Origin of the sequence: Prauserella endophytica, from assembly GCF_005146945.1 — a bacterium.
In the GTDB taxonomy this organism is placed as follows: Bacteria; Actinomycetota; Actinomycetes; order Mycobacteriales; family Pseudonocardiaceae; genus Prauserella_A; species Prauserella_A endophytica.
This window is the reverse complement of the sequence record NZ_SWMS01000025.1, coordinates 23,609-43,125: the sequence shown is the minus strand read 5'-3', so window position 1 is coordinate 43,125 and position 19,517 is coordinate 23,609. Positions and strand designations below refer to the sequence as shown.

At 71.0% G+C, this 19,517-nt stretch carries 22 protein-coding genes; 8 read left to right on the top strand and 14 right to left on the bottom strand.

What is annotated here, in order from left to right; all coding sequences use genetic code 11:
• Positions 1-6: 6 nt before the first annotated feature.
• The 3 genes from FCN18_RS31185 to FCN18_RS31175 all read right to left on the bottom strand — a co-directional run bounded on the left by FCN18_RS31185 (position 7) and on the right by FCN18_RS31175 (position 3,205).
• Positions 7-1,002: a thiamine pyrophosphate-dependent dehydrogenase E1 component subunit alpha gene (locus FCN18_RS31185; protein ID WP_112265220.1), complete on the bottom strand. Its 996-nt coding sequence runs from the start codon at positions 1,000-1,002 to the stop codon at positions 7-9.
• Positions 999-2,060, bottom strand: coding sequence for an ATP-NAD kinase family protein (locus FCN18_RS31180; RefSeq protein WP_112265222.1), 1,062 nt, complete (start codon positions 2,058-2,060; stop codon positions 999-1,001). The genes FCN18_RS31185 and FCN18_RS31180 overlap by 4 nt, the downstream gene beginning before the upstream one ends.
• A 191-nt stretch (positions 2,061-2,251) precedes the next feature.
• A complete protein-coding gene (locus FCN18_RS31175) occupies positions 2,252-3,205 on the bottom strand; it encodes an acyl-CoA desaturase (RefSeq protein ID WP_137096758.1) in 954 nt (317 codons plus the stop codon).
• A 176-nt stretch (positions 3,206-3,381) separates the two neighbouring features.
• On the opposite strand from FCN18_RS31175, the gene FCN18_RS31170 reads away from it, so the two are divergent.
• The 3 genes from FCN18_RS31170 (at position 3,382) to FCN18_RS31160 (ending at position 4,658) form a co-directional block, all read left to right on the top strand.
• The gene (locus tag FCN18_RS31170; protein WP_112265226.1) at positions 3,382-3,804 is read left to right on the top strand and encodes an acyl-CoA thioesterase; all 423 of its coding nucleotides are present in this window, start codon (positions 3,382-3,384) and stop codon (positions 3,802-3,804) included.
• A 73-nt stretch (positions 3,805-3,877) separates the two neighbouring features.
• Entirely contained in the window at positions 3,878-4,243 is a 366-nt protein-coding gene (locus FCN18_RS31165) for a hypothetical protein (RefSeq protein ID WP_137096757.1), read from the top strand.
• A complete protein-coding gene (locus FCN18_RS31160) occupies positions 4,236-4,658 on the top strand; it encodes a hypothetical protein (RefSeq protein WP_228714224.1) in 423 nt (140 codons plus the stop codon). Before FCN18_RS31165 ends, FCN18_RS31160 begins: the two co-directional genes overlap by 8 nt.
• On the opposite strand, the gene FCN18_RS31155 is transcribed toward FCN18_RS31160, so the two are convergent.
• The 4 genes from FCN18_RS31155 to FCN18_RS31140 form a co-directional block, all read right to left on the bottom strand.
• Positions 4,639-4,986 (bottom strand): hypothetical protein, encoded by a 348-nt coding sequence (locus FCN18_RS31155; protein ID WP_110333939.1) that lies wholly within the window; start codon positions 4,984-4,986, stop codon positions 4,639-4,641. The genes FCN18_RS31160 and FCN18_RS31155 overlap by 20 nt on opposite strands.
• A 63-nt stretch (positions 4,987-5,049) precedes the next feature.
• Positions 5,050-5,937 (bottom strand): M56 family metallopeptidase, encoded by an 888-nt coding sequence (locus FCN18_RS31150; protein ID WP_112265232.1) that lies wholly within the window; start codon positions 5,935-5,937, stop codon positions 5,050-5,052.
• Complete coding sequence (locus tag FCN18_RS31145) at positions 5,934-6,296, bottom strand: BlaI/MecI/CopY family transcriptional regulator (RefSeq protein WP_112265234.1); 363 nt, start codon at positions 6,294-6,296, stop codon at positions 5,934-5,936. Before FCN18_RS31145 ends, FCN18_RS31150 begins: the two co-directional genes overlap by 4 nt.
• A gap of 26 nt (positions 6,297-6,322) precedes the next feature.
• Positions 6,323-7,921 carry a PucR family transcriptional regulator gene (locus FCN18_RS31140; RefSeq protein ID WP_137096756.1) on the bottom strand — a complete coding sequence of 533 codons (1,599 nt, stop codon included), beginning with the start codon at positions 7,919-7,921 and terminating at the stop codon, positions 6,323-6,325.
• A 60-nt stretch (positions 7,922-7,981) separates the two neighbouring features.
• Here FCN18_RS31140 and pruA point away from each other — a divergent pair, with 60 nt between their 5' ends.
• Positions 7,982-9,607 (top strand): L-glutamate gamma-semialdehyde dehydrogenase, encoded by a 1,626-nt coding sequence (pruA, locus tag FCN18_RS31135; protein WP_137096755.1) that lies wholly within the window; start codon positions 7,982-7,984, stop codon positions 9,605-9,607.
• A gap of 9 nt (positions 9,608-9,616) precedes the next feature.
• Positions 9,617-10,540 carry a proline dehydrogenase family protein gene (locus tag FCN18_RS31130; RefSeq protein ID WP_112265240.1) on the top strand — a complete coding sequence of 308 codons (924 nt, stop codon included), beginning with the start codon at positions 9,617-9,619 and terminating at the stop codon, positions 10,538-10,540.
• Positions 10,541-10,574: 34 nt separating this feature from the next.
• On the opposite strand, the gene FCN18_RS31125 is transcribed toward FCN18_RS31130, so the two are convergent.
• The gene (locus FCN18_RS31125) at positions 10,575-10,823 is read right to left on the bottom strand and encodes a Prokaryotic metallothionein (RefSeq protein ID WP_112265242.1); all 249 of its coding nucleotides are present in this window, start codon (positions 10,821-10,823) and stop codon (positions 10,575-10,577) included.
• A 34-nt stretch (positions 10,824-10,857) separates the two neighbouring features.
• A complete protein-coding gene (locus FCN18_RS31120) occupies positions 10,858-12,897 on the bottom strand; it encodes an MMPL family transporter (protein WP_137096754.1) in 2,040 nt (679 codons plus the stop codon).
• Between the two features lie 69 nt (positions 12,898-12,966).
• On the opposite strand from FCN18_RS31120, the gene FCN18_RS31115 reads away from it, so the two are divergent.
• Positions 12,967-13,467 carry a MarR family winged helix-turn-helix transcriptional regulator gene (locus tag FCN18_RS31115; protein ID WP_228714223.1) on the top strand — a complete coding sequence of 167 codons (501 nt, stop codon included), beginning with the start codon at positions 12,967-12,969 and terminating at the stop codon, positions 13,465-13,467.
• Between the two features lie 57 nt (positions 13,468-13,524).
• On the opposite strand, the gene FCN18_RS31110 is transcribed toward FCN18_RS31115, so the two are convergent.
• The 3 genes from FCN18_RS31110 to FCN18_RS40905 form a co-directional block, all read right to left on the bottom strand.
• Positions 13,525-13,938 (bottom strand): VOC family protein, encoded by a 414-nt coding sequence (locus tag FCN18_RS31110; protein ID WP_112265246.1) that lies wholly within the window; start codon positions 13,936-13,938, stop codon positions 13,525-13,527.
• A 62-nt stretch (positions 13,939-14,000) separates the two neighbouring features.
• Positions 14,001-14,402 (bottom strand): helix-turn-helix domain-containing protein, encoded by a 402-nt coding sequence (locus FCN18_RS31105; RefSeq protein WP_112265248.1) that lies wholly within the window; start codon positions 14,400-14,402, stop codon positions 14,001-14,003.
• A gap of 147 nt (positions 14,403-14,549) precedes the next feature.
• Positions 14,550-14,699 carry a hypothetical protein gene (locus tag FCN18_RS40905; protein WP_407675803.1) on the bottom strand — a complete coding sequence of 50 codons (150 nt, stop codon included), beginning with the start codon at positions 14,697-14,699 and terminating at the stop codon, positions 14,550-14,552.
• 185 nt (positions 14,700-14,884) lie between these two features.
• On the opposite strand from FCN18_RS40905, the gene FCN18_RS31095 reads away from it, so the two are divergent.
• The gene (locus FCN18_RS31095) at positions 14,885-15,949 is read left to right on the top strand and encodes an NAD/NADP-dependent octopine/nopaline dehydrogenase family protein (RefSeq protein ID WP_137096751.1); all 1,065 of its coding nucleotides are present in this window, start codon (positions 14,885-14,887) and stop codon (positions 15,947-15,949) included.
• Positions 15,946-16,935 (top strand): LLM class flavin-dependent oxidoreductase, encoded by a 990-nt coding sequence (locus FCN18_RS31090; RefSeq protein WP_112265252.1) that lies wholly within the window; start codon positions 15,946-15,948, stop codon positions 16,933-16,935. Before FCN18_RS31095 ends, FCN18_RS31090 begins: the two co-directional genes overlap by 4 nt.
• An 89-nt stretch (positions 16,936-17,024) precedes the next feature.
• On the opposite strand, the gene FCN18_RS31085 is transcribed toward FCN18_RS31090, so the two are convergent.
• Both FCN18_RS31085 and FCN18_RS31080 read right to left on the bottom strand, forming a co-directional pair.
• A complete protein-coding gene (locus FCN18_RS31085) occupies positions 17,025-18,254 on the bottom strand; it encodes a phenylacetate--CoA ligase family protein (RefSeq protein ID WP_137096750.1) in 1,230 nt (409 codons plus the stop codon).
• Between the two features lie 4 nt (positions 18,255-18,258).
• Positions 18,259-19,476, bottom strand: coding sequence for a cytochrome P450 (locus FCN18_RS31080; protein WP_112265256.1), 1,218 nt, complete (start codon positions 19,474-19,476; stop codon positions 18,259-18,261).
• Positions 19,477-19,517: the final 41 nt, after the last annotated feature.

The window sequence follows — 19,517 nt, the reverse complement described above, 5'->3', positions numbered from 1 at the left end:
CCCTCCTCAGTACTCGATGTAGACGTCGGTCTCCAGGTCGGCCGCAGTGGGCTTCGGCGCGGCCTTGGCCTCCTCGACGGCGGCGTCGATCAGGTCGGCCACCTGCGCGTCGACGGCGTCGAGCCGGGCGGCCTCGACCTGCCCGGTCTCGGTGACCCTCGCGCGGAACCGCTTGAGGCAGTCGAGGTTCTCGCGGGCGTAGGCGACCTCGCCTGCGCGGTAGGTCTGCTGGTCGCCCTCGAAGTGCCCGAAGTAGCGGGTGAACTTCACCTCGATGAGCGTGGGCCCTCCGCCCTCGCGGGCCCGCTGGATGGCCTCCGCCGCGGCCTCGTGAACGGCGAAGAAGTCGAACCCGTCCACGATCACACCGGGCATGCCGAACCCAGCCGCGCGGTCGGCGATGTTGTCGGCCGCGACCGACCACGTGCTGGAGGTGGCCTCGGCGTAGCCGTTGTTCTCCGCCACGAAGATGGCGGGCAGCTGCCAGACCGACGCGAGGTTCATCGCCTCGAGCGTGGTGCCCTGGTTGCTCGCGCCGTCGCCGAAGAACGCGACGCCGACGCCGCCGGTGCCCTTCTGCTTCGCGGCGAGCGCGGTGCCGCAGATCAGCGGCGGGCCGCCGCCGACGATGCCGTTCGCGCCGAGCATTCCCTTGGAGAGGTCGGCGATGTGCATCGAGCCGCCCTTGCCGTGGCACGAGCCGGTCCTGCGGCCGTAGATCTCGGCCATCATCGCCTTGACGTCCACGCCCTTGGCGATGCAGTGGCCGTGGCCGCGGTGGGTGCTGGCGATGGCGTCGCGGTCGTCGAGGTGCAGGCACACGCCGGTGGCCGAGGCCTCCTCGCCTGCGTAGAGGTGGACGAAGCCGGGGATCTCACCGGTGGCGAACTCGTCGTGCAGCCGCTCCTCGAAGGCGCGGATGGTGCGCATCGTGCGGTAGGCGTCGAGCAGGGCGTTGCCATCGAGCTCGTGCGATACCGCCGTGGACAGGGTATCCGTCATCGTTGACGCTCCTTTCGTTGTGCCACTTGGTTTTCCGTTCGCAGCAGTCCGTTCGCCGAGGCTTCGGCGAGCACGGCGGAGACATCGACGCAGCGCGGGCCCTCTGCACACAGGCGCACGGTCGCGGTCTCGGTGCCGGTGAGTTCCAGCTCCCGCTCGCCGTCGACGGCGATCACCCCGCCGCGCAGGCCGATCTCGACGGGCTCGCCGACCGGGAGCGGTCGCCAGGCGTCGACGCCTACGGGCACGACGAGCCCTGGGGCGATCGGCGCGTGCACGACCCAGCGGGCGTGTTCGGGCGGGGCGAGGGTGAGCGCGACGCCTTCCGGCTCGTCGCGCGGGCTCGGGCAGAGCTGACCGGCGACGCTGGAGAGGCCGATGCCGTCTGGCTCGGCGAAGGTGCAGAACAACTCGGTGATCGTCTCGGGGTGCCACAGTGCCCGGGAGCCGATGTGCCGGGAGCGGGACGCGCACACGTCCACGAGCGCCGTCTCGCCACGGTCGGCGACGCCGGCGTGCAGCACGGTGGCTCGGCGGGTGCCGGTCTCCGCGGCGACGGCTCCGGTCGCGACGAGCCCGCCGGCCAGCCCGGCGACGGTCGCCTCGCGCATCCGGGGGAAGGCGTTGTTGGTGCCGGTCGACAGCGCGAGCAGCGGCACGTCCCCGCACGCGGCGGCGGCCACGCGCGCGGTGCCGTCGCCGCCGAGGCACACGATCAGCCGGGCTCCGTCGGCCACCATGCGGCGCACGGCGTTGGTGGTGTCGCGGGCGGTCCCGGTGATCGCGTCGTCGTCGCAGAACACGACGTCGGGCCACCCGCCGTCGCGCCCCGGCCTGCGGCCGCGCAGGGCCCGCAGCACGGCGGCGGAGATACCGCCGAGGTCGGTGGACAGCAGCGCGCGGGTGACGCCCACCGAGGCGAACGCGGTGAGCAGCCGCTGCACCATGTTGGCCTTCTCGGCGGTCGGGAACACCGACGCCTGCGCCACGAGCCGCCGGATGTCCCGCCCCGACGCGGGGTTGGCCACCACTCCGACGGTCACTGTGTCCGACGTCACATGTCTATGTGACTACGGCGTGCCCCTGAGCGGAAGGGTTGCAGCAGGTTGCAAATCTCGGCACGGGTCGCCAAACGCAGTGAAGGCCACCTTCACTGCGTTGAACCAACACAGCGGCGCGTCAGCGTCTCCGTTTGGGTGGTGGCGGGAGACGGGTGGGCGCAGGGAAGGTGGCCTTCACTGCAGCTGGGTCAGGAGTTGGCGGCGGCGAGCCGGTCGAGGCGCGCGGTGGTCGGCCAGCGCACGTCGCGCGCCCAGCCGAACTTCTCGAACAGCCAGATCAGCCGGGCCGAGATGTCGATCTGGCCACGCAGCACGCCGTGCCGGGCGCACGTCGGGTCGGCGTGGTGCAGGTTGTGCCACGCCTCGCCGAAGGAGAAGATCGCCAGCGGCCAGAAGTTGGCCGCTTTGTCGCGACTGGTGAACGGACGCTCGCCGATCATGTGACAGATCGAGTTCACCGACCACGTCACGTGGTGCAGCACGCCGACCCGCACGAACCCGGCCCAGAAGAACGCCGTCACGCCGCCCCAGACCGACCACGTGATGAGGCCGCCGAGCACGCCGGGCAGCAGCAGGCTCAGGCCCACCCACAGCGGGAACAGCTTGTCGACGCGCTGGATGTCGCGGTCGGCGAGCAGGTCGGGCGCGAACCGCTCCGCGTTCGTGACGTCGCGCTCGAACAGCCAGCCCATGTGCGCGTGCCAGAAGCCCTTGGCCAGCGCCTTCGGCCCGGTGCCGAACAGCCACGGCGAGTGCGGGTCGCCTGCCCGGTCGGAGAACGCGTGGTGCCTGCGATGATCGGCGACCCACGTCGTGACCTGCCCCTGCGCCGAAAGGCTCCCGGCGATCGCGAGTGCGATCCGCAGTGGCCTGTTCGCCTTGAACGAGCCGTGGGTGAAAAGGCGGTGGTAGCCGACGGTGACCCCGAGCCCGCTGAGCACGAAGAAGAGCGCGCCCAGACCGATGTCGACCCAGCTCAGCCCCCATCCCCACGCGAAGGGAACGGCGAGGGCCAGCGCCACGATGGGCGCCAGCACGAAGATCTTGACGGTGATGTGCTCGGGCAGCGACGTACGCCCGGAGATGATCGGTTTGGGCCTTCGTTCCTTGGGTCGTGTGGGAGAACTGGTGGACGCGGTCATATACACCTCGTGATGGTCGGATCGGGGTCTCGGGAGTGCGGCAAAAGAAATAGCCGAAATTCATTGCAGCAAACGCCGAATTCACACTGACCCGAACGCTCGCGATGTCTGGCTCGAACGCTACCGTATACCCGGCTCCGGCGCCATGTAATCCAGTCGCCGACTAGATTGCCGGGGTGACTTATGCGCATTGGGAGCTCGTGCCGACCAGATGGCGGGACAACGACGTATATGGCCACGTCAACAACGTGGTCTACTACGAGTTCATGGACACGGTGATCAACCGCCGGCTCATCACGGAGGGTGGTCTCGACATTCAAAAAGGCCAGGTCATAGGGGTTTGTGTCGAATCACACTGCAATTACCACGCTTCCTCAGGATTTCCTGAGAAACTCGCGATCGGGTTGCGGGTGGGCCACCTCGGCACCTCGAGCGTGCGCTACGAGATCGGCATCCACCGCGAGGACCGGTCCGAACTGCTCGCCGAAGGCCACTTCGTGCACGTGTTCGTCGACCGGGACACGAGGCGTCCGGAACCGGTCACCGGAGCACTGCGGGAGGCGCTGCGGCGACTGACCGTGGAGTCCACAGAGGACTGACCGACCGCCGCGCACCGGCCACCCGCCCGACCCGTACGCTACGACTAGTAGTACTTGGCTTGCTGGAGGACCGGTGATCACTGGGTATGCGATCGCGGTGGCGCTGTGCTCGCTGGCCGTCGCGGCCTGGGCCTTCGTGCTCGCGGCGAGGAACAAGGCTCCCGCACGGCCCCTGCTGACCGGGCTGGCCGTGCTGGAGGTCCTGCTGCTGGTGCAGGTGGTGATCTCGGTCGTGCTGCTCATCGGCGGCGACCGGCCGGGCAGCATGGTCACCTTCATCGCCTACCTGGTGGGCTCGTTGCTGGTGCTGCCGGTCGGCGCGGTGTGGGCGCTGGCCGAGCGCACCAGGTCGAGCACGGTGATCCTCGGCGTCGCGTGTGTGACCGTGCCGGTGCTGATCCTGCGGATGTCGGAGGTCTGGGGTGGCGCGAGTGCCTGAGCAAGCTTCCGAACGCCCCGCCACGGCGAGCGGGCCGGGCCGCGTGCTGGTGGCGGTGTACGCGATCTTCGCGGTAGCCGCCACGTCGCGAGCGGCCGTGCAGATCGCGACCCGCTTCGACGAGGCGCCCGTGCCGTACGTGCTCTCGGCGTTCGCGGCCGTGGTGTACCTGCTCGCGACGTTCGCGCTCGCGCGCACCGGCATCCTGTGGTGGCGGATCGCGCTCGTGGCGTGCTCGGTGGAGCTGGCCGGCGTGCTCGTGGTGGGAACACTGAGTGTGTTCGACCAGGCGGCGTTCCCCGACGCCGCTGTCTGGTCGAACTACGGGATGGGTTACCTGTTCATTCCGCTCGTGCTGCCCGTCATCGGGCTCCTCTGGCTGCGGCGGACCGCGCCTACCAGAACACCGCGATGACCACGTTGGCCAGCGTGAAGCCGGCCAGCCCGTAGAACACGCCCTTGCCGGACTCGGGGCGGCGCCACAGGATGTGGGCCAGCACGAGCACGATCACGGCGATGCCGAGCTTGACGGCGACCTTGGTGTTGTCCGGTTCCGCGGCGACGAGGCCGGCCGAGGCGATACCGACGAGCGCGACACCGGTGAGGACCTGTGCGCCCGCGCTGTACATCGTGATCGCGGGAGCGGGTCCGGCCGGTGCGACGCTGCGCGCGACCACGCCACTGACGATGCCGGCCATCCCGAGCAGGTGCAGCACGACCAATGCGTCGTAGACGATTTCCATGCCGAGAACTTACTACATGCAGTAGTAGAGGCGCGCAGGGAAGGTGGCCTTCACTGCGGTTGGTCAGAGGGGGATGGCGAAAAGGGTCGACGACGTGGCGAGGGCCGTCAGCACCAGCAGGCAGGCCAGCGGCAGCGCGGGCGGAAAGCCGAACCGGTCCGGTTCGCGCAGCCGGCGGATCCGCGCCTGCACCGGGGTGTCGGCGACGGCCAGCGCACCCGCCGGGGTGCCCGCCGTTCCGTTGGCGTGGAAGCGCTCCAGCGCGCTCGCCAGCGGCTCCCTGCCGTGCTGGCGGGCCGCCTTGTCGTCGGCGCACATCTCCACGAGCAGCTCGATCGTCGCGCACACCCGCGTGAGCAGCGCGCTGCCCGGCAGCAGCCTGCGCAGCGCCTGGAACGGCGCCACCACGAGGTGGTGCCGCTCCCGCGCGTGCGCCCGCTCGTGGGCGAGAACGGCGTCCAGCTCCGCTTCGGTCAGCAGCCGCCGCGCACCGGCGCTGACGACGATCCGGGGGTTGCGGCCGGGCAGGCAGTAGGCGACGGCGATGGGATGGTCCACCACGAGCGCGCCGGTGTCCTGCCGCGCGACCAGCTGCAGCAACAGCCGGTGCCGCGCCCGCGCGCGAGCCGTACTGCGCAGGCACAGCAGCTGGTTGACGACCAGCCAGCCCGCGAGCGCGAGCCCGGCCACGACGGCCGCGGAGTGCCACAGATCCAACTCGTGGATCACCGGGGGGAGGTCGAACAGCGCGGGCACCAGGCCCCGCTGGTAGGGCGCGAGCCCGAAGCCGAGCAGCGCGCCGATCGTGGACACCACCAGCGTGAGGACCGTGATCTGCCAGAGGATCAGAGCCGCCCTGGGGTGGGCGTGCGTCCAGCGGCTGCGCAGCAGCCAGAGCGCCACGGCCACGGCCGCCGCGCCCGCCGCGAGCTGGTGCCCCACGAGGATCACGTCTTCTCTCCCCGTTCCAGCGCCTGCCGGAGCGCGTCGGCCTCGTCGCTGGTCACCGACTGCGCGAAGCGCACCAGCGCTGAGCCACGGTCGCCGGTCAGCTCAAGTGCCTCGAGCATCAGCTCGGCGACGTACTCCTCGCGCGTCGCCGCGGGCGCGTACAGCCAGGCGCGGCCTGCCCGTTCGCGGCGCACGACGTTCTTCGCCGCCAGCCGGGTCAACACGGTCATCACGGTCGTGTAGGCGAGCCCGCGGTCAGCGAGCGCCGCGTGTACCGCACGCACGCTGGCCGGCTCGGGTCGCGCCCAGAGCACATCCATCACCGCGCGCTCCAGTTCTCCGAGCCTCGCCACGTCCACCCCTTCTGCAATCCGCCTTCGGAAATTCAACCACGAACCGTCGTGGTGGTGACCCCGGTTGTGACGGCCAGCAACAGCTGTAGGTGGCAGGACAGCCGCTCGCGCGGGTCGCCGAGGTCGATGCCGCTCACGGTGCCCACCCTGCGCAACCGGTGCCGCACGGTGTTGGGGTGGACGTGCAGCGCGGCGGCCACCGAGCGCACGTCGCCCATCGCGTCGAGCCAGGTGAGCAGCGTGGGCACCAGCTCGGAGCCGTGCTCGGCGTCGTGGGCCAGCAGTGCGGCGACCGCGGGATCGTGCAGGTCGGGGTTGGCCTCCAGCAGCGCGAGCGTCTCGCCGAGCAGCACCTCGGCCCGCAGGTCGGCGATGCTCGCGACCGACCGGGCGGCGCCCATCGCGTCGAGCACGCGGTCGGCCTCGGCCCTCGACGCGCGGACGTCGCGCAGCGCCGCGACGGCGGAGCCGAGGCCCGCCTGCACGCGCACGCCGGTGCGCCGCGTGAGCACCTCGGCCACGTCGGTGACCTCGGCGACGAGCCCGCTGAGCTGCCGCGCGTCCGGCAGCACCGCGTACACGCGCGCGCCGTCGGCGCCGACCAGCGCACCCTTGCGGTACGAGGCCATGTGCACCGAGACCATCGTGAGCATCTCGGCGAGGTGCAACTCCCGCACCGGCTCATCGGCCGTGGGCTCGCGGGCGGTGAACGCCACGACGACGGCCGGCGTCGCCGGGTCGAGCCCGAGCTGCCCGGCCACCAGGTCGGGGCTGGCGTGCCCGGTGAGCAGGCCGTTCACCAGCTCCTCGCGCGAGCGGCCGTGCTCGCTGCGCTGCCGCAGCAGGTGCACGGCGGCGAGCCGCGCTCCGCCGAGCAACGCGCTCTCGGCCCGCTCGGCGAAGCTCTCCCTGCCCTCCTGCACCCACACCGTGCCGAGGTGGTGGGTGCCGGCGCGGATGCCGACGGCAAGCCTGCGGCGGATGCCGAGCTCTGGGTGCGGCTCGACGCGCACCACCTCCTCGCCCGACCGCAGCCGTTCGAACACGCCCCACTCGCGCAGCAGCGCGAGGTAGCTTTCAGGTCCTTGCCAGCCGAGGATCGACAGCCTGCGCAGCTCGTCGACCTCGTCGTCCGACCTCGAGTAGGCGAGCACCCGGTTGCCGGCGTCCTCGATGCTGACGCTGCCACCCGTCAGCAGGGCAAGCGTTTGCGCAAGCGAGAACAGGTCGCCGGGCTCGTCGCTGAAGCCCTCGGCGAGCGTGGCGCTGTCGAGCACCTGCCGCACCACGATCTCCAGCTGGTCCCAGCGCACCGGCGCAGCCACGCTGAGCAGGGCGACGCCCGACTCGTCCGCGATTCCGGCCAGCTCGTCGGTCGCCTCCTTCACCGCGACGGCGGCCGCGCCCCGGCGGGCCGCCGCCCGCACCGGCCGGGCCGCCTCGCGCCCGCGCGCGCCGATGATCAGCACCAGCTCGCCCGCGTAGCCGCCGGGCTCGTCGTCGGGGTCGAGGATCGCCACGCCGCGCACCAGCGGATCGGCGTGTTCCGTGCGCAGCTCCACCAGTGGAAGGCCGATCGCCACCAGCAGCTGACGCAACCCCAAGCCGTTGTTCGATCGGCCAACACCCATGGTTCAACGTTAGCCGGACACACAGCCCGCGAGCCCGGTCGCGGTCCCACACTTCCAGACATGGACGCCATCACGAGCCCGCCAGCGCCGCGCAACGAACCGGTCCGGGACTACGCACCCGGCTCGCCCGAGCGCGAGAGCCTCACCCGCAAGCTCGCCGAGCTCGCAAGCACGCGGTTCGAGCTCACCGCCGCCATCGGCGGCGAGCAGCGGATGCCGGACGGCGAGCGCATCGACGTCGTCCAGCCGCACAACCACGCCCACGTGCTGGGCACCACGGCCAACTCGACGCACGCCGACGCGAAGGACGCCATCGACGCCGCGTTGCGGGCGGGCGAGTCGTGGCGGCGCCTGCCCTTCGACGAGCGCGCCGCCGTGCTGCTGCGCGCCGCCGACCTGCTGTCGGGGCCGTGGCGCGACACCCTCAACGCCGCGACGATGCTCGGCCAGTCCAAGACCGCCGTGCAGGCCGAGATCGACTCCGCGTGCGAGCTCGCCGACTTCTGGCGGTTCAACGTCCACTTCGCCCGCGAGCTGCTTGAAGGTCAGCCGCAGAGCTCGCCCGGCGTGTGGAACCGGCTCGACTACCGCCCGCTCGAGGGCTTCGTCTACGCGATCACGCCGTTCAACTTCACCGCCATCGCCGGCAACCTGCCCACCGCGCCCGCGCTGATGGGCAACACCGTGCTGTGGAAGCCGTCGCCGACGCAGGGCCTCGCCGCGCACCTGACGCTGCGCCTGCTGGAGGAGGCCGGCCTGCCGCCGGGCGTGATCAACCTGCTGCCCGGCGACGGCCTCGCCGTCTCGGACGTCGCGCTCGCCGACCCCGCGCTCGCCGGCATCCACTTCACCGGCTCCACGAGGACGTTCCAGCACCTGTGGTCGGCCGTCGGCGCCAACATCGGCGGCTACCGCACGTATCCGAGGCTGGTCGGCGAGACCGGCGGCAAGGACTTCGTGGTGGCGCACCCCAGTGCCGACGTCGACGTCCTGCGCACGGCACTCGTCCGCGGCGCGTTCGAGTTCCAGGGCCAGAAGTGCTCCGCGGCCTCACGCGCGTTCGTACCGCGCTCGGTGTGGGCACGGCTCAAGGACGACCTGGTGTCCGAGGTCGAGGCGCTGACGGTCGGCGACGTGACCGACCTGCGCAACTTCATGGGCGCCGTCATCGACCGCAGGGCCTACGACCGGCTGGCCGGGGTGCTGGAGATGGCGCACGCGGCACCCTCGCTGGAGGTGCTCGCGGGCGGCACGGCCGACGATTCGACCGGCTACTTCGTGCGGCCGACCGTGCTCGAGGGCTCCGACCCCACGCACGAGGTGTTCCGCACCGAGTACTTCGGGCCCGTGCTGGCCGTGCACGTCTACGAGGACGGCGAGTACGACCGCGTGCTGCACGAGGTGGACCGCGGCGCGGCCTACGGGCTCACCGGCTCGATCATCGCGACCGACCGGGCCGCCATCGAGCGCGCGAAGGAGGTGCTGCGCTTCGCGGCGGGCAACTTCTACGTCAACGACAAGCCGACCGGCGCGGTCGTCGGCCAGCAGCCCTTCGGCGGCGCCCGCGGGTCGGGCACCAACGACAAGGCGGGCTCGGTCTACAACCTCCTGCGCTGGGTCAGCCCGCGCACGGTCAAGGAGACGTTCGTGCCCCCGGTCCGCTCGTCGTACCCGCACCAGCTCTAGGAGTTCGCCATGCTGCGCTCGGCCATCATCGCCGCGTCCCGCTCGCGGAAGTGCCGCTCGCTCGTCGAGAACCTGCCGCTCGCCAGGCCGATCGTCGACCGGTTCGTCGCGGGCGAGGGGGTCACCGACGCGCTGGCCGCGACGCGGGAGCTGACCCGCGACCGACTCGTCACGCTCGACCACCTCGGCGAGGACACTGGGGAACGGGCTCAGGCCGACGCGGCCGTCGAGGCGTACCAGAGCCTGCTCGGCACCCTCGCCGACGAGGGGCTGGCCGCGAAGGCGGAGGTGTCGGTGAAGCTGTCGGCGCTGGGCCGGACCCTGCCCCGCGACGGCGACAAGATCGCCCTCGAAGGGGCGCGGGCGATCTGCGAGGCCGCGGCGAGCGCGGGCACCACGGTGACCGTGGACATGGAGGACCACACGACGGTCGACGCCACGCTCTCGATCGTGCGTGAGCTGCGGGTGGACTTCCCGTGGGTGGGCGCCGTGGTGCAGGCGTACCTGCGGCGCACCGAGGGCGACTGCGCCGACCTCGCCGGACCCGGCTCGCGGGTGCGCCTGTGCAAGGGCGCCTACGACGAGCCGGCCTCGGTGGCCTACCGGGACAGGGCCGACGTGGACGCGTCGTACGTGCGCTGTCTCAAGACGCTCATGCACGGCGACGGCTACCCGATGGTCGCCACCCACGACCCCAGGCTGATCGAGATCGCACAGGACCTCGCGCTGCGGGCAGGGCGGGGCACCACGGAGTACGAGCACCAGATGCTGTTCGGCATCCGTGTGGACGAGCAGCGGCGACTCGCCGCCCGCGGGCTGGGCATGAGGGTCTACGTGCCCTACGGCGGCGAGTGGTACCCGTACTTCGTGCGGCGCCTCGGCGAGCGGCCGGCCAACCTGGCCTTCTTCGCCAGGGCGCTGGTCGGCCGCTAGTGTCCTGCGTCAGGACACCAGCGGCGTGTCGGACCTAGGCGGTCACGGCGTCGCGGGCCTTGGCGCCCAGCTCGGTGGACTCGCGTGCGCAGTGCGCACAGCAGAAGAAGTGCCCATCGACGTCGACGCCGTGCCCGGCCACCTTGCAGCCGCAGTGTTCACACACGGGCGCGAGCTTGTGGATGGCGCACTCGAAAGAGTCGAACGTGTGCTTGCCGCCGCCCTTGGTGTGGATCTCGAAGGAGAGGTCGTACTCGTTCCCACAGACTTCGCAAGTAGCCATACGTACGCATTCCCGCATGGGTCGACGGCAAACCTCACCGGGACAGCGCCGAGGGCCACCACACCTTCTTGCCGATGTCGATGGTCAGCGCGGGCACCAGCAGCGACCGGACGATCAGGGTGTCGAGCAGCACGCCGAACGCGACGATGAACGCGATCTGCGCGAGGAACAGGATCGGCAGCACCGCGAGCGCCGCGAACGTCGCCGCGAGCACCACGCCCGCCGACGTGATCACCCCACCGGTGACGGTGAGCCCGTAGCGCGTGCCCTCGCGCGTGCCCCTCGTCCGCGCCTCCTCCCGGACCCTGGTCATGAGGAAGATGTTGTAGTCGATGCCAAGCGCCACCAGGAAGACGAAGCCGAACAGCGGCACGGCCGGGTCGGCGCCGGGGAAGCCGAGCACGTGGTTGAACACCAGCGCCGACACCCCCATCGTGGCCGCGAACGACAGCACCACGGTGGCCACGAGCAGCAGCGGGGCGAGCAGCGAGCGCAGCAGCAGCGCCAGCACGGCGAGCACCACCACGAGCACGATCGGGATGATCACCATGCGATCGCGTTTGGACGTTTCCTGCGTGTCGAGCTGAACGGCGGTGCGCCCGCCCACCTTCGCGTCCGCGTCCTCCACGGCGCGCACCGAGTCGCGAAGGCTCTGCACGATCCCCACCGCCCGCTCGGAGTCGGCCGGAGCGTCGAGCACGGCCTCGATGAGCACGAGCCCGTCGCGGGTGCCCGCGGGCTCGGCGCTGGAGACGCCGTCGACACGCGTCGCCTCGAGCACGGCGTCGGTCTGCTGCGCGTTGGCGATCACGATCGCGGGCGAGCCGACGCCGCCGGGAAAGTGCCGCGAAAGCACCTCCTGCCCGGCGACCGAGTCGACCTCGGTGAGAAAGACGTCGGTCTGGGACGTGCCGTCGGCTTTGAGTTGCGGCACGAACGCCGCGCCCGCGAGCAGCACCAGCGCGGTGACCGCCCAGATCGCCCTCGGCTTCCGGTCGACGAGGCCGGCGATCCGGCCCCATACGCCCTTCCCCTCCGGGTGCGGGGAGCCGTGCAGCGGGCGGAACGGCCAGAACGCGGCGCGGCCGAAGATCGCCAGCACCGCGGGCAGGAAGGTGACCGAGGCCAGCAGCGAGGCACCGATGCCGATCGCGGCGACCGGGCCGAGCCCCCGGTTGGAGTTGAGGTCGCTGAACAGCAGGCACAGCACGCCGAGGATCACGGTGCCCGCCGAGGCGGCGATGGGTTCGATGGTGCCGCGCAGTGCCTTGCGGATCGCGACGTACCGGTCCTCGGTGTCACGCAGCTCCTCGCGGAATCGGGAGACGAGCAGCAGCGCGTAGTCGGTCGCGGCCCCGAAGACGAGGATGAACAGGATGCCCTGGCTCTGGCCGTTGAGCGCGAGCGTTCCAGAGTCGGCGAGCAGGTAGACGGTGAGGCTCGCGAGGCCGAGCGCGAAGATCCCGGAGAGCAGCACGAGGAACGGCAGCAGCGGGCTTCGGTAGACGATGATCAGGATCACGGCCACGACCGAGCCCGCGACGAGCAGGAGCATCCCGTCGATGCCGCCGAACGCTTCGGAAAGGTCGGCGATCTGCCCAGCCGGACCGGCGGCGTAGACGTCGAGCCCGTCCGGCCGGTCGCGGTCGAGCAGGCCGCGCAGCTCCTCGACGGCCTCGTTCGGCTCGCCCGTCATGGGCACGACGAGCTGCAGCGCCTTGCCGTCCCGCGACGGGATCACCGGTGAAAGCGGCTGGACGACTCCCTCGATCGAGGCCGCATCGGCAGCGCGTTCCTGGAGGAACGCGCGGTCGGCCGGGGTGACGCCGCCCGCGCGCTCGGCGACGACGATCGTGGGCACGGCCTCGTTCCGGGTGAACCTCTCCTGCAGCCGCTGGACCTCCGTGGCTTCGGCGGACGCGGGCAGGAAAGCCGAGTTGTCGTTCTCGGAGACGTCACTCAGCTTGCCCGCGAACGGGCCGCCGAACCCACCGATCGCCAGCCAGCCGATCATGATCAGCGCGGGAACGAGCCAGCGGAGCCTGCGCACGGTTCTCCCAGTTAGTTCGACCATCGAATGTTCGGTGATCGAAATACTAAGCTGGGTAGGTTGAAGCGGCGAACGGGGAGGAGTGAGACAAACGTGACAGCGGCTCACAGCCCCGGCGACGACGTCCTCGTCCGCCTGTTGCGGCAGCTGACCGTGGAGAACGGCGAGTTCGTCGAGATCCTGCGCCAGGCGCACCGCATGCACCGCACGGATCTCAACGCACTGGCCGTGATCATGGATGCCACCAGGTCGGGAGGGCCGCCGAGCCCCAGGGAGCTCGCCGAGGCACTGCACCTGTCGGCCTCGGCGACGACGGCCCTGATCGACCGGCTCGAGTCGGCGGGCCACGTGCACCGCACCCGCAGCGAGACCGATCGCCGACGCGTCGAGCTGCGGGTGGAGGAGACGGCGCTGGAGCTCGCCAGGAGTCTCTTCACGCCGCTCGGCGAGGAGCTCTCTCGCACCTGGACCGAGTTCGGCCCCGAGGAGCGGCGCACCATCGAGCGCTTCCTGACCGTGAGCATCGACGCCACGATCCGCACGAAGAAGGCGGTGCTCCCACCGGGCCGGCCCAGGTCAGGCGGACCGCAGTGAAGGCCACCTTCACTGCGGTCAACGCAGTGAAGGTGGCCTTCACTGCATGCGTCGTGGTCACTGGGGCGGCTTGGGCTGCGTGAGCCGCCAGTGGTTGCCGCTCGGGTCGCGGAACGCGGCGTCGATGCCGTAGAACCGCTCCTCCGGCTCCTCGATGAACTCGACCCCCTTGGCCTTCAGCTCGGCGTAGGTGGCGCGGCAGTCGTCGGTGCGAAAGGCGCCGGGACCGAGCGCACCCGTCGCCAGCAGCGTGCGGATCTGCCGTGCCGCCTCGTCGTCGATCATCGGCGCCTCCGGCTCCACCAGCATGATTGGCAGCTCCGGCTGTTCCGGCGCCGACACGATCAGGTACCGGAACCCGTCGATCGTCTCGTCCATCGTGGGCTTGAGGCCGAGCTTGCCGACGTAGAACTCGTACGCCTCCTGTTGGTCGCGAACCCGGACGCAGACCAGAGCCATTCCTGTGATCATCGGTAACCACCTCCGAAAAGGACGCTAACGAGCCGGGAGGTCGGCGTGCTTCTCGAAAACGCTCATTCGCGCGGGCGCGTCCAGATCCGGAGGTAGCAGGCCGGGATCGGCACCGGCGGCAGGCTCGCCGCGCGCCGCCGGTACGCCGTCGGACTCTCGCCGACGAACCGGCGGAACTGCGTGCTGAACGAGCCGAGGCTCGTGAAGCCGACCGCGAGGCACACCTCGGTGACCGACAGCTCGCCCGCGCGAAGCAGCGCCTTGGCGCGTTCGAGCCTGCGCGTCATCAGGTACCGGTGCGGTGTCTCCCCGAACGCCTGCTTGAACGTGCGCCGGAAATGCGCCTGCGAGACACACGCCGTCCGAGCCAGCGCCGGGATGTCCAGGTCCTGGGCGTAGGACCGGTCGATCAGGTCACGCACCCGCAGCAGCTCGCGCGCGAGCTCGGCGCCCGGCGCGCTCATCCCAGCTCCCCGCGCCGGGCGCGCAGCCTGCGGATCAGCAACCCCCACCCTTGACAGGTTAACAGTGTTAGAGAGACCCCGGCCGCCTTTGGGCAGGGTACGGAAGGCGATGAACCAAGCCGGGCACGTCCGGGGGCTGGAGAAGCCCTACGGCGACGGCAAGCGCGCGAGTTCCCCACTCCCGACCGCGAGTTCCCCACTCCCGACCGCGAGTTCCCCACTCCCGACCGCGAGTTCCCCACTCCCGCCGTCACGGACGACGCTCCGAACGGCCAACTCGCGAGCCGGAGCGGACATCTCCCGAACCGGAACGGGCAACTCGGCGTCCGGACCGGGCAACTCGCGAACCAGAGCGGGCAACTCGGCGTCCCGAACGGGCAACTCGCGCGTCCAGGTCTGGTGAGTGGACTCTCGGCCTTGCCCGTTCCGGGGGTTGGGGGTCTACTGCGGTCGGAAGGGTCCCGGAGGCTGGAGGTACGCGCGTGATCGTCACGGTTCTTGGCGGCGGGAACGGGTCGCACGCGGCGGTGGTGGACCTCTCCCTCGGCGGTCACGACGTGCGCTGGTGGAGGCGCTCCGCGCCGTTCCCAGACGGCGGGCGACTGCGGTACCGCACCCACGACGACGCAGGCGAGGTCACCCCCACACTGGCCACCCACGACCTCGGCGCCGCGATCAAGGGCAGCGACCTGATCGTCGCGCCGGTACCCGCCACCGCCCAACCGGAACTGCTCGACGCGCTCACGCCCCTGCTCGCACCCGGTCAGGCCGTCGCGTTCACCCCCGGCACCTTCGGCACGTGGCTCGGAGCGAAACGCAGGCCCGACGTCGCCTTCCTCGAAACCGGCACGCTGCCCTACCTCACGAGGGTCACCGCACCCGGCGAGGTCAGCATCCCCGTGATCTCCGGCAACCTCCCCGTCGGCTCGATTCCCGGCACCGGCGCCCTGGCCGACGACGCGCACGCCCGCTTCGCCGCCGCGTACCCGATGGCCGTACGGCTGACCGACGGCCTCGACGCGGCGCTCAGCAACTGGGGCCCCGTGATCCACCCGCCGCTGATCGCCCACAACCTCGGCGCCATCGAGACCATCGCCGAGCGGTTCGACATCCACGCCGACGGCGCGTCGCCCTCGGTGCTGGCCACCACCCGCGCGCTCGACGCGGAGCGCGTCGCGCTGCGCCGCGCGCTCGGCTTCGGCGAGCCGCACTGGCCGCTCGCGGACTACTACGCGGGCCGCGACACCTCGATGTACCCGCCGGATGCCAAGGCGCGGCTGCTCGCGTCGGGCCTGTGGCGCGAGTCGGTGACCCTCCAGCACCGCTACGTCGGCGAGGACATCCGCTGCGGTCTGGTGCTGAACGTCGCGCTCGCGCGCCTGGCCGGGGTCGAGGCGCCCGTCGGCTCCGCCATCCTGACGCTGATGGGCACCGCGCTCGGCGAGGACCTGCTGGCCGAGGGCCGCAACCCGCGCTCGCTGGGCACGGAGGACCTCGACGAACTCCGCCGGAACGCCCGCGAGGGCATGACTATGCTCGCGGCGTGACGACCAACATGCGCTATCTCTTGCAGCTCCACGGAAATCTGCCGATCGAGACCTACCCGGCGGTCGCGGCGCGGGCCGAGGAGCTCGGCTTCGAGGACGTCACAGTGCACGACGTGCTGCTGCGCAGGCCGGTGTGGCCGGTGCTGTGCGACATCGCGCGCGCCACGTCCCGCATCCAGGTCGGCCCGAACGTCACCCACCCCTACCTGAGCCACCCGGTGCAGATCGCGGCGAACATCGCGCACCTCGACGAGCTCTCCGGCGGCCGCGCGGTGCTCGGCATCGGCCGCGGCTCCATGTACGAGTTGGTGGGCCAGACCAATCCGTCGACGCTCAAGGGCGTGCGCGAGGCCGTCGACGTCATCCGCGCCGTGATCACCGGAGACGGCTCCGAGTACCACGGCGACGTGTTCCAGCTGGGCAAGTCAGCGAAGCTGCACTTCGGCACCGGCCGCCGCGTGCCGGTGTACCTCGGCGCGCACGGCCCGAAGGGCGCGCGCCTCGCGGGTGCGCACTGCGAGGGCCTTCGCCTTGCGGCGCAGTGGGACCCGGCCTACTCGACGATGCTGCGCGAGGAGTTCCACGCGGGCGCCGAGGAGGCCGGTCGCTCGCGTTCGGACGTGGACTTCGTGGTGGAGAACTGGACCTACGTGCACCCCGACCGCGAGCTGGCCCGGCAGGGCGCGCGGCGCATCATGGCGACGTTCCTCCCGCACCTTGGTCCGCTGCTGAAGTTCCACGACGTGCCGCAGGCCGAGGTCGACGCCGCCCGCGCCGCGACGCGCGACGGGCAGACCGAGCGGCTCGCCGAGATCAGCGACCGCACGCTGGACCTCTTCATGGCGGCGGGCGACCTCAACGACCTCGTGGCCGGGCTGAAGCGCTGGCGCGAGGCCGGGTTCGACGCGGTGTCGTTCAGCGGCGAGCTGGGCCCCGAGCCGGAGTTGGCCCTCGAGCTGCTGGGCGAGGCCATCAAGTCCGCCTGACCGCACATGCACTGCTGCAGTACTGCAGTGAAGGCCACCTTGACTGCGTTGAACGCAGTGAAGGTGGCCTTCACTGCAGTCGGGCCCGCCTACAGGGTGCGGTGGTCGAAGACCCGCTTCGTCTTGCCCGCGTTGCGGGGAAGGGTGCCCATCGCGACCAGGTCCACATCGACACGGATGCCGATCTTCGCCTGGAACCGTTCGGCCAGCTCACCGGCGAGGCCGGGCCGGTCGCTGCCCTCCACGCGGATGGTGAGCGAGTCGCGGCCCGACTCGTCGCGGTCGACGTGCGCCTGGAACTCCGAGCCCGCGCCCGCGACCTCGGCCAGCACCGTGTCGACCTGTGCGGGCAGGAAGATCACGCCGCGCACCTTCACCTGGTCGTCGGAGCGGCCCTCGATGCGCCCGATGCGCGGATACGGGCTCCCGCACTGACACGGCTCGCCGTAGCGAAAGGACAGGTCACGCGTGCGGTAGCGCACGAGCGGGGTGGCCTCCTTGGTCAGCGTCGTCACCACCACCTCGCCCGGTGTTCCGTGCGGCACCGGCTCCAGCGTCTCCGGGTCGACGATCTCGACGTGGTAATGGTCCGACCACACGTGCATGCCGTCGTGCTGGGAGCACTCGATGCCGGTGCCCGGCCCCCACAGCTCGGTCATGCCGTAGATGTCGAACGTCTCGATGCCGAGCCCCGACTCGATGCGCCTGCGCGTGGCGTCGCCCCAGCGTTCCGAGCCGATCACGCCGACGCGCAGCGACAGCTCGTCGCGCAGGCCCTCGCGCTCCACCAGCTCCGCGATGAGCAGCGCGAACGACGACGTCGCGCCGAACACCGTCGTCCCGGCCTCGCGCATCAGCTCGAGCTGCAGGTCGGTATTTCCCGGCCCGCTCGGCACGGTCATGGCTCCGAGCCGCTCGGCACCGGCCTGGAAACCGACACCGGCGGTCCACATCCCGTAGCCGACCATGAGCTGCACCCGGTCGGCCTCGGTCACACCCGCGAACGAGTAGCAGCGGGCGAACATCTCGGCCCAGTCGTCGAGGTCCTTGGCCGAGTAGGCGCAGATCGTGCGCCTGCCCGTGGTGCCGGACGACGAGTGGATGCGCACGATCCGCTCAGCGGGCACGGCCGCGTAGTCGAGGAACGGCGTCTCGCGCAGCTCCTGCTTGGTGGTGAACGGCAACCGCGCGAAGTCCTCGGCCCCGCGGACCGGGAGGTCACCGAGCTTCTCGCGCAGGAACGCCGAGCCCGCACGAGCACGATCGACCGCGTCGGCCAGCTCGGCCACCGGCGCGTCGACAACGTCCACCCCAGTCATGCGCTCACCTCACCAGCAGGCGGTTCGGACCACGGAAGTCGAGCGTCGGCTGCCATTCGATGTGCTCCTCGGCGAGCCGCAGCCGGGGGAACCGCTCGAACACCAGCGGCAGCACCACTTCCATCTCGGCCCGCGCGAGTGCGGCACCGAGGCAGAAGTGCATGCCGTGCGAGAACGCGAGGTGCCCCTTCGGCGCGCGGGTGATGTCGAACCGGTCCGGCTCCGGGAACACCTCGGGGTCGCGGTTGGCGGCGCCGAGCAGCAGGATCACGGCCTGCCCTCGCTTGAGGTCAAGTCCGCACAGCTCGCGGTCGCGGTCGGCGATCCTGGCCGCGATCTGCACCGGCCCCTCGAAGCGCAGCATCTCCTCGGTCGCGGAGCCCAGCAGCGAGAGGTCACTCCGCAGCAGTTCCAGCTGGTCGGGGTGACGCAGGAGTGCGAGCAGACCGTTGCTCAGCATGTTGGTCGCCGTCTCGTGGCCCGCGGTCATGAGGAACAGCGCGTTTGCGTACAGCTCGTTCTCGGTGAGCCGCTCACCCTCGTCGACGGCCTCGATCATGGCGCTGAGCAGGTCCGGACCAGGCGCCTTGCGCCGCTGCTCCACCAGCCGTGACAACAGCTCCCGCATGCGCAGCGCGCTGTCGGAGGCCCGCCGCGCCAGCTCGGGCGTGATCCGGCCGGAGCCGACCACGAGCACCAGGTCGAGCGCCCAGCCCTGGAACGCCTCGTGCTCCTCCTCGGGGATGCCGAGCAGCGCGGACACCACGAGCGCCGGCATCGGATACATGAGCCCCCGGTGCAGGTCGAACGCGTCGCCGTCGGCGGGCAGCGAGTCGAGCAGCGAACGCGTCAGCTTCTCGATCTCGGGCTTGGCCTGTGCCACCATGCGCGGTGTGAACGCCTTGAGCAGCAGCCTGCGCAGGCGCCGGTGGTCGGGCTGGTCGGAGAACACGACGATGTCGCGCATCGTCTCCTCCAGCGGCGCGGCCTCGCGCCTCGCCTCCTCGGGCAGCGGCCGCAGGATCGCGGAGACGCGGTCGGAGCTGAGGTCACGGTCGTAGAGCGCCTCGCGCACGTCGGCGTAGCGGAACAGGAACCGCCCCGTCGGCAGCCCCGCGTCGGCGGCGGCCCGGATCTCGGAGTAGATCGCGTACGGGTCGGCGAGCCCCTCCGGACTGAGCAGCCTGCGGATCACCGAGGTGACGGACCAATCGTCGCTCATTCGCAAACCCTTCAACTACTGGTGCGGCGGCGTCAACCACG

Excerpts from the sequence above, each read along its gene's own strand:
- FCN18_RS31185 (WP_112265220.1), bottom strand. The coding sequence starts at position 1,002 with ATGACGGATACCCTGTCCACGGCGGTATCGCACGAGCTCGATGGCAAC.
- FCN18_RS31175 (WP_137096758.1), bottom strand. The coding sequence starts at position 3,205 with ATGACCGCGTCCACCAGTTCTCCCACACGACCCAAGGAACGAAGGCCC.
- FCN18_RS31155 (WP_110333939.1), bottom strand. The coding sequence starts at position 4,986 with ATGGAAATCGTCTACGACGCATTGGTCGTGCTGCACCTGCTCGGGATG.
- FCN18_RS31140 (WP_137096756.1), bottom strand. The coding sequence starts at position 7,921 with ATGGGTGTTGGCCGATCGAACAACGGCTTGGGGTTGCGTCAGCTGCTG.
- pruA (WP_137096755.1), top strand. The coding sequence starts at position 7,982 with ATGGACGCCATCACGAGCCCGCCAGCGCCGCGCAACGAACCGGTCCGG.
- FCN18_RS31130 (WP_112265240.1), top strand. The coding sequence starts at position 9,617 with ATGCTGCGCTCGGCCATCATCGCCGCGTCCCGCTCGCGGAAGTGCCGC.
- FCN18_RS31125 (WP_112265242.1), bottom strand. The coding sequence starts at position 10,823 with ATGGCTACTTGCGAAGTCTGTGGGAACGAGTACGACCTCTCCTTCGAG.
- FCN18_RS31120 (WP_137096754.1), bottom strand. The coding sequence starts at position 12,897 with ATGGTCGAACTAACTGGGAGAACCGTGCGCAGGCTCCGCTGGCTCGTT.
- FCN18_RS31110 (WP_112265246.1), bottom strand. The coding sequence starts at position 13,938 with ATGATCACAGGAATGGCTCTGGTCTGCGTCCGGGTTCGCGACCAACAG.
- FCN18_RS31105 (WP_112265248.1), bottom strand. The coding sequence starts at position 14,402 with ATGAGCGCGCCGGGCGCCGAGCTCGCGCGCGAGCTGCTGCGGGTGCGT.
- FCN18_RS40905 (WP_407675803.1), bottom strand. The coding sequence starts at position 14,699 with ATGTCCGCTCCGGCTCGCGAGTTGGCCGTTCGGAGCGTCGTCCGTGAC.
- FCN18_RS31085 (WP_137096750.1), bottom strand. The coding sequence starts at position 18,254 with ATGACTGGGGTGGACGTTGTCGACGCGCCGGTGGCCGAGCTGGCCGAC.
- FCN18_RS31080 (WP_112265256.1), bottom strand. The coding sequence starts at position 19,476 with ATGAGCGACGATTGGTCCGTCACCTCGGTGATCCGCAGGCTGCTCAGT.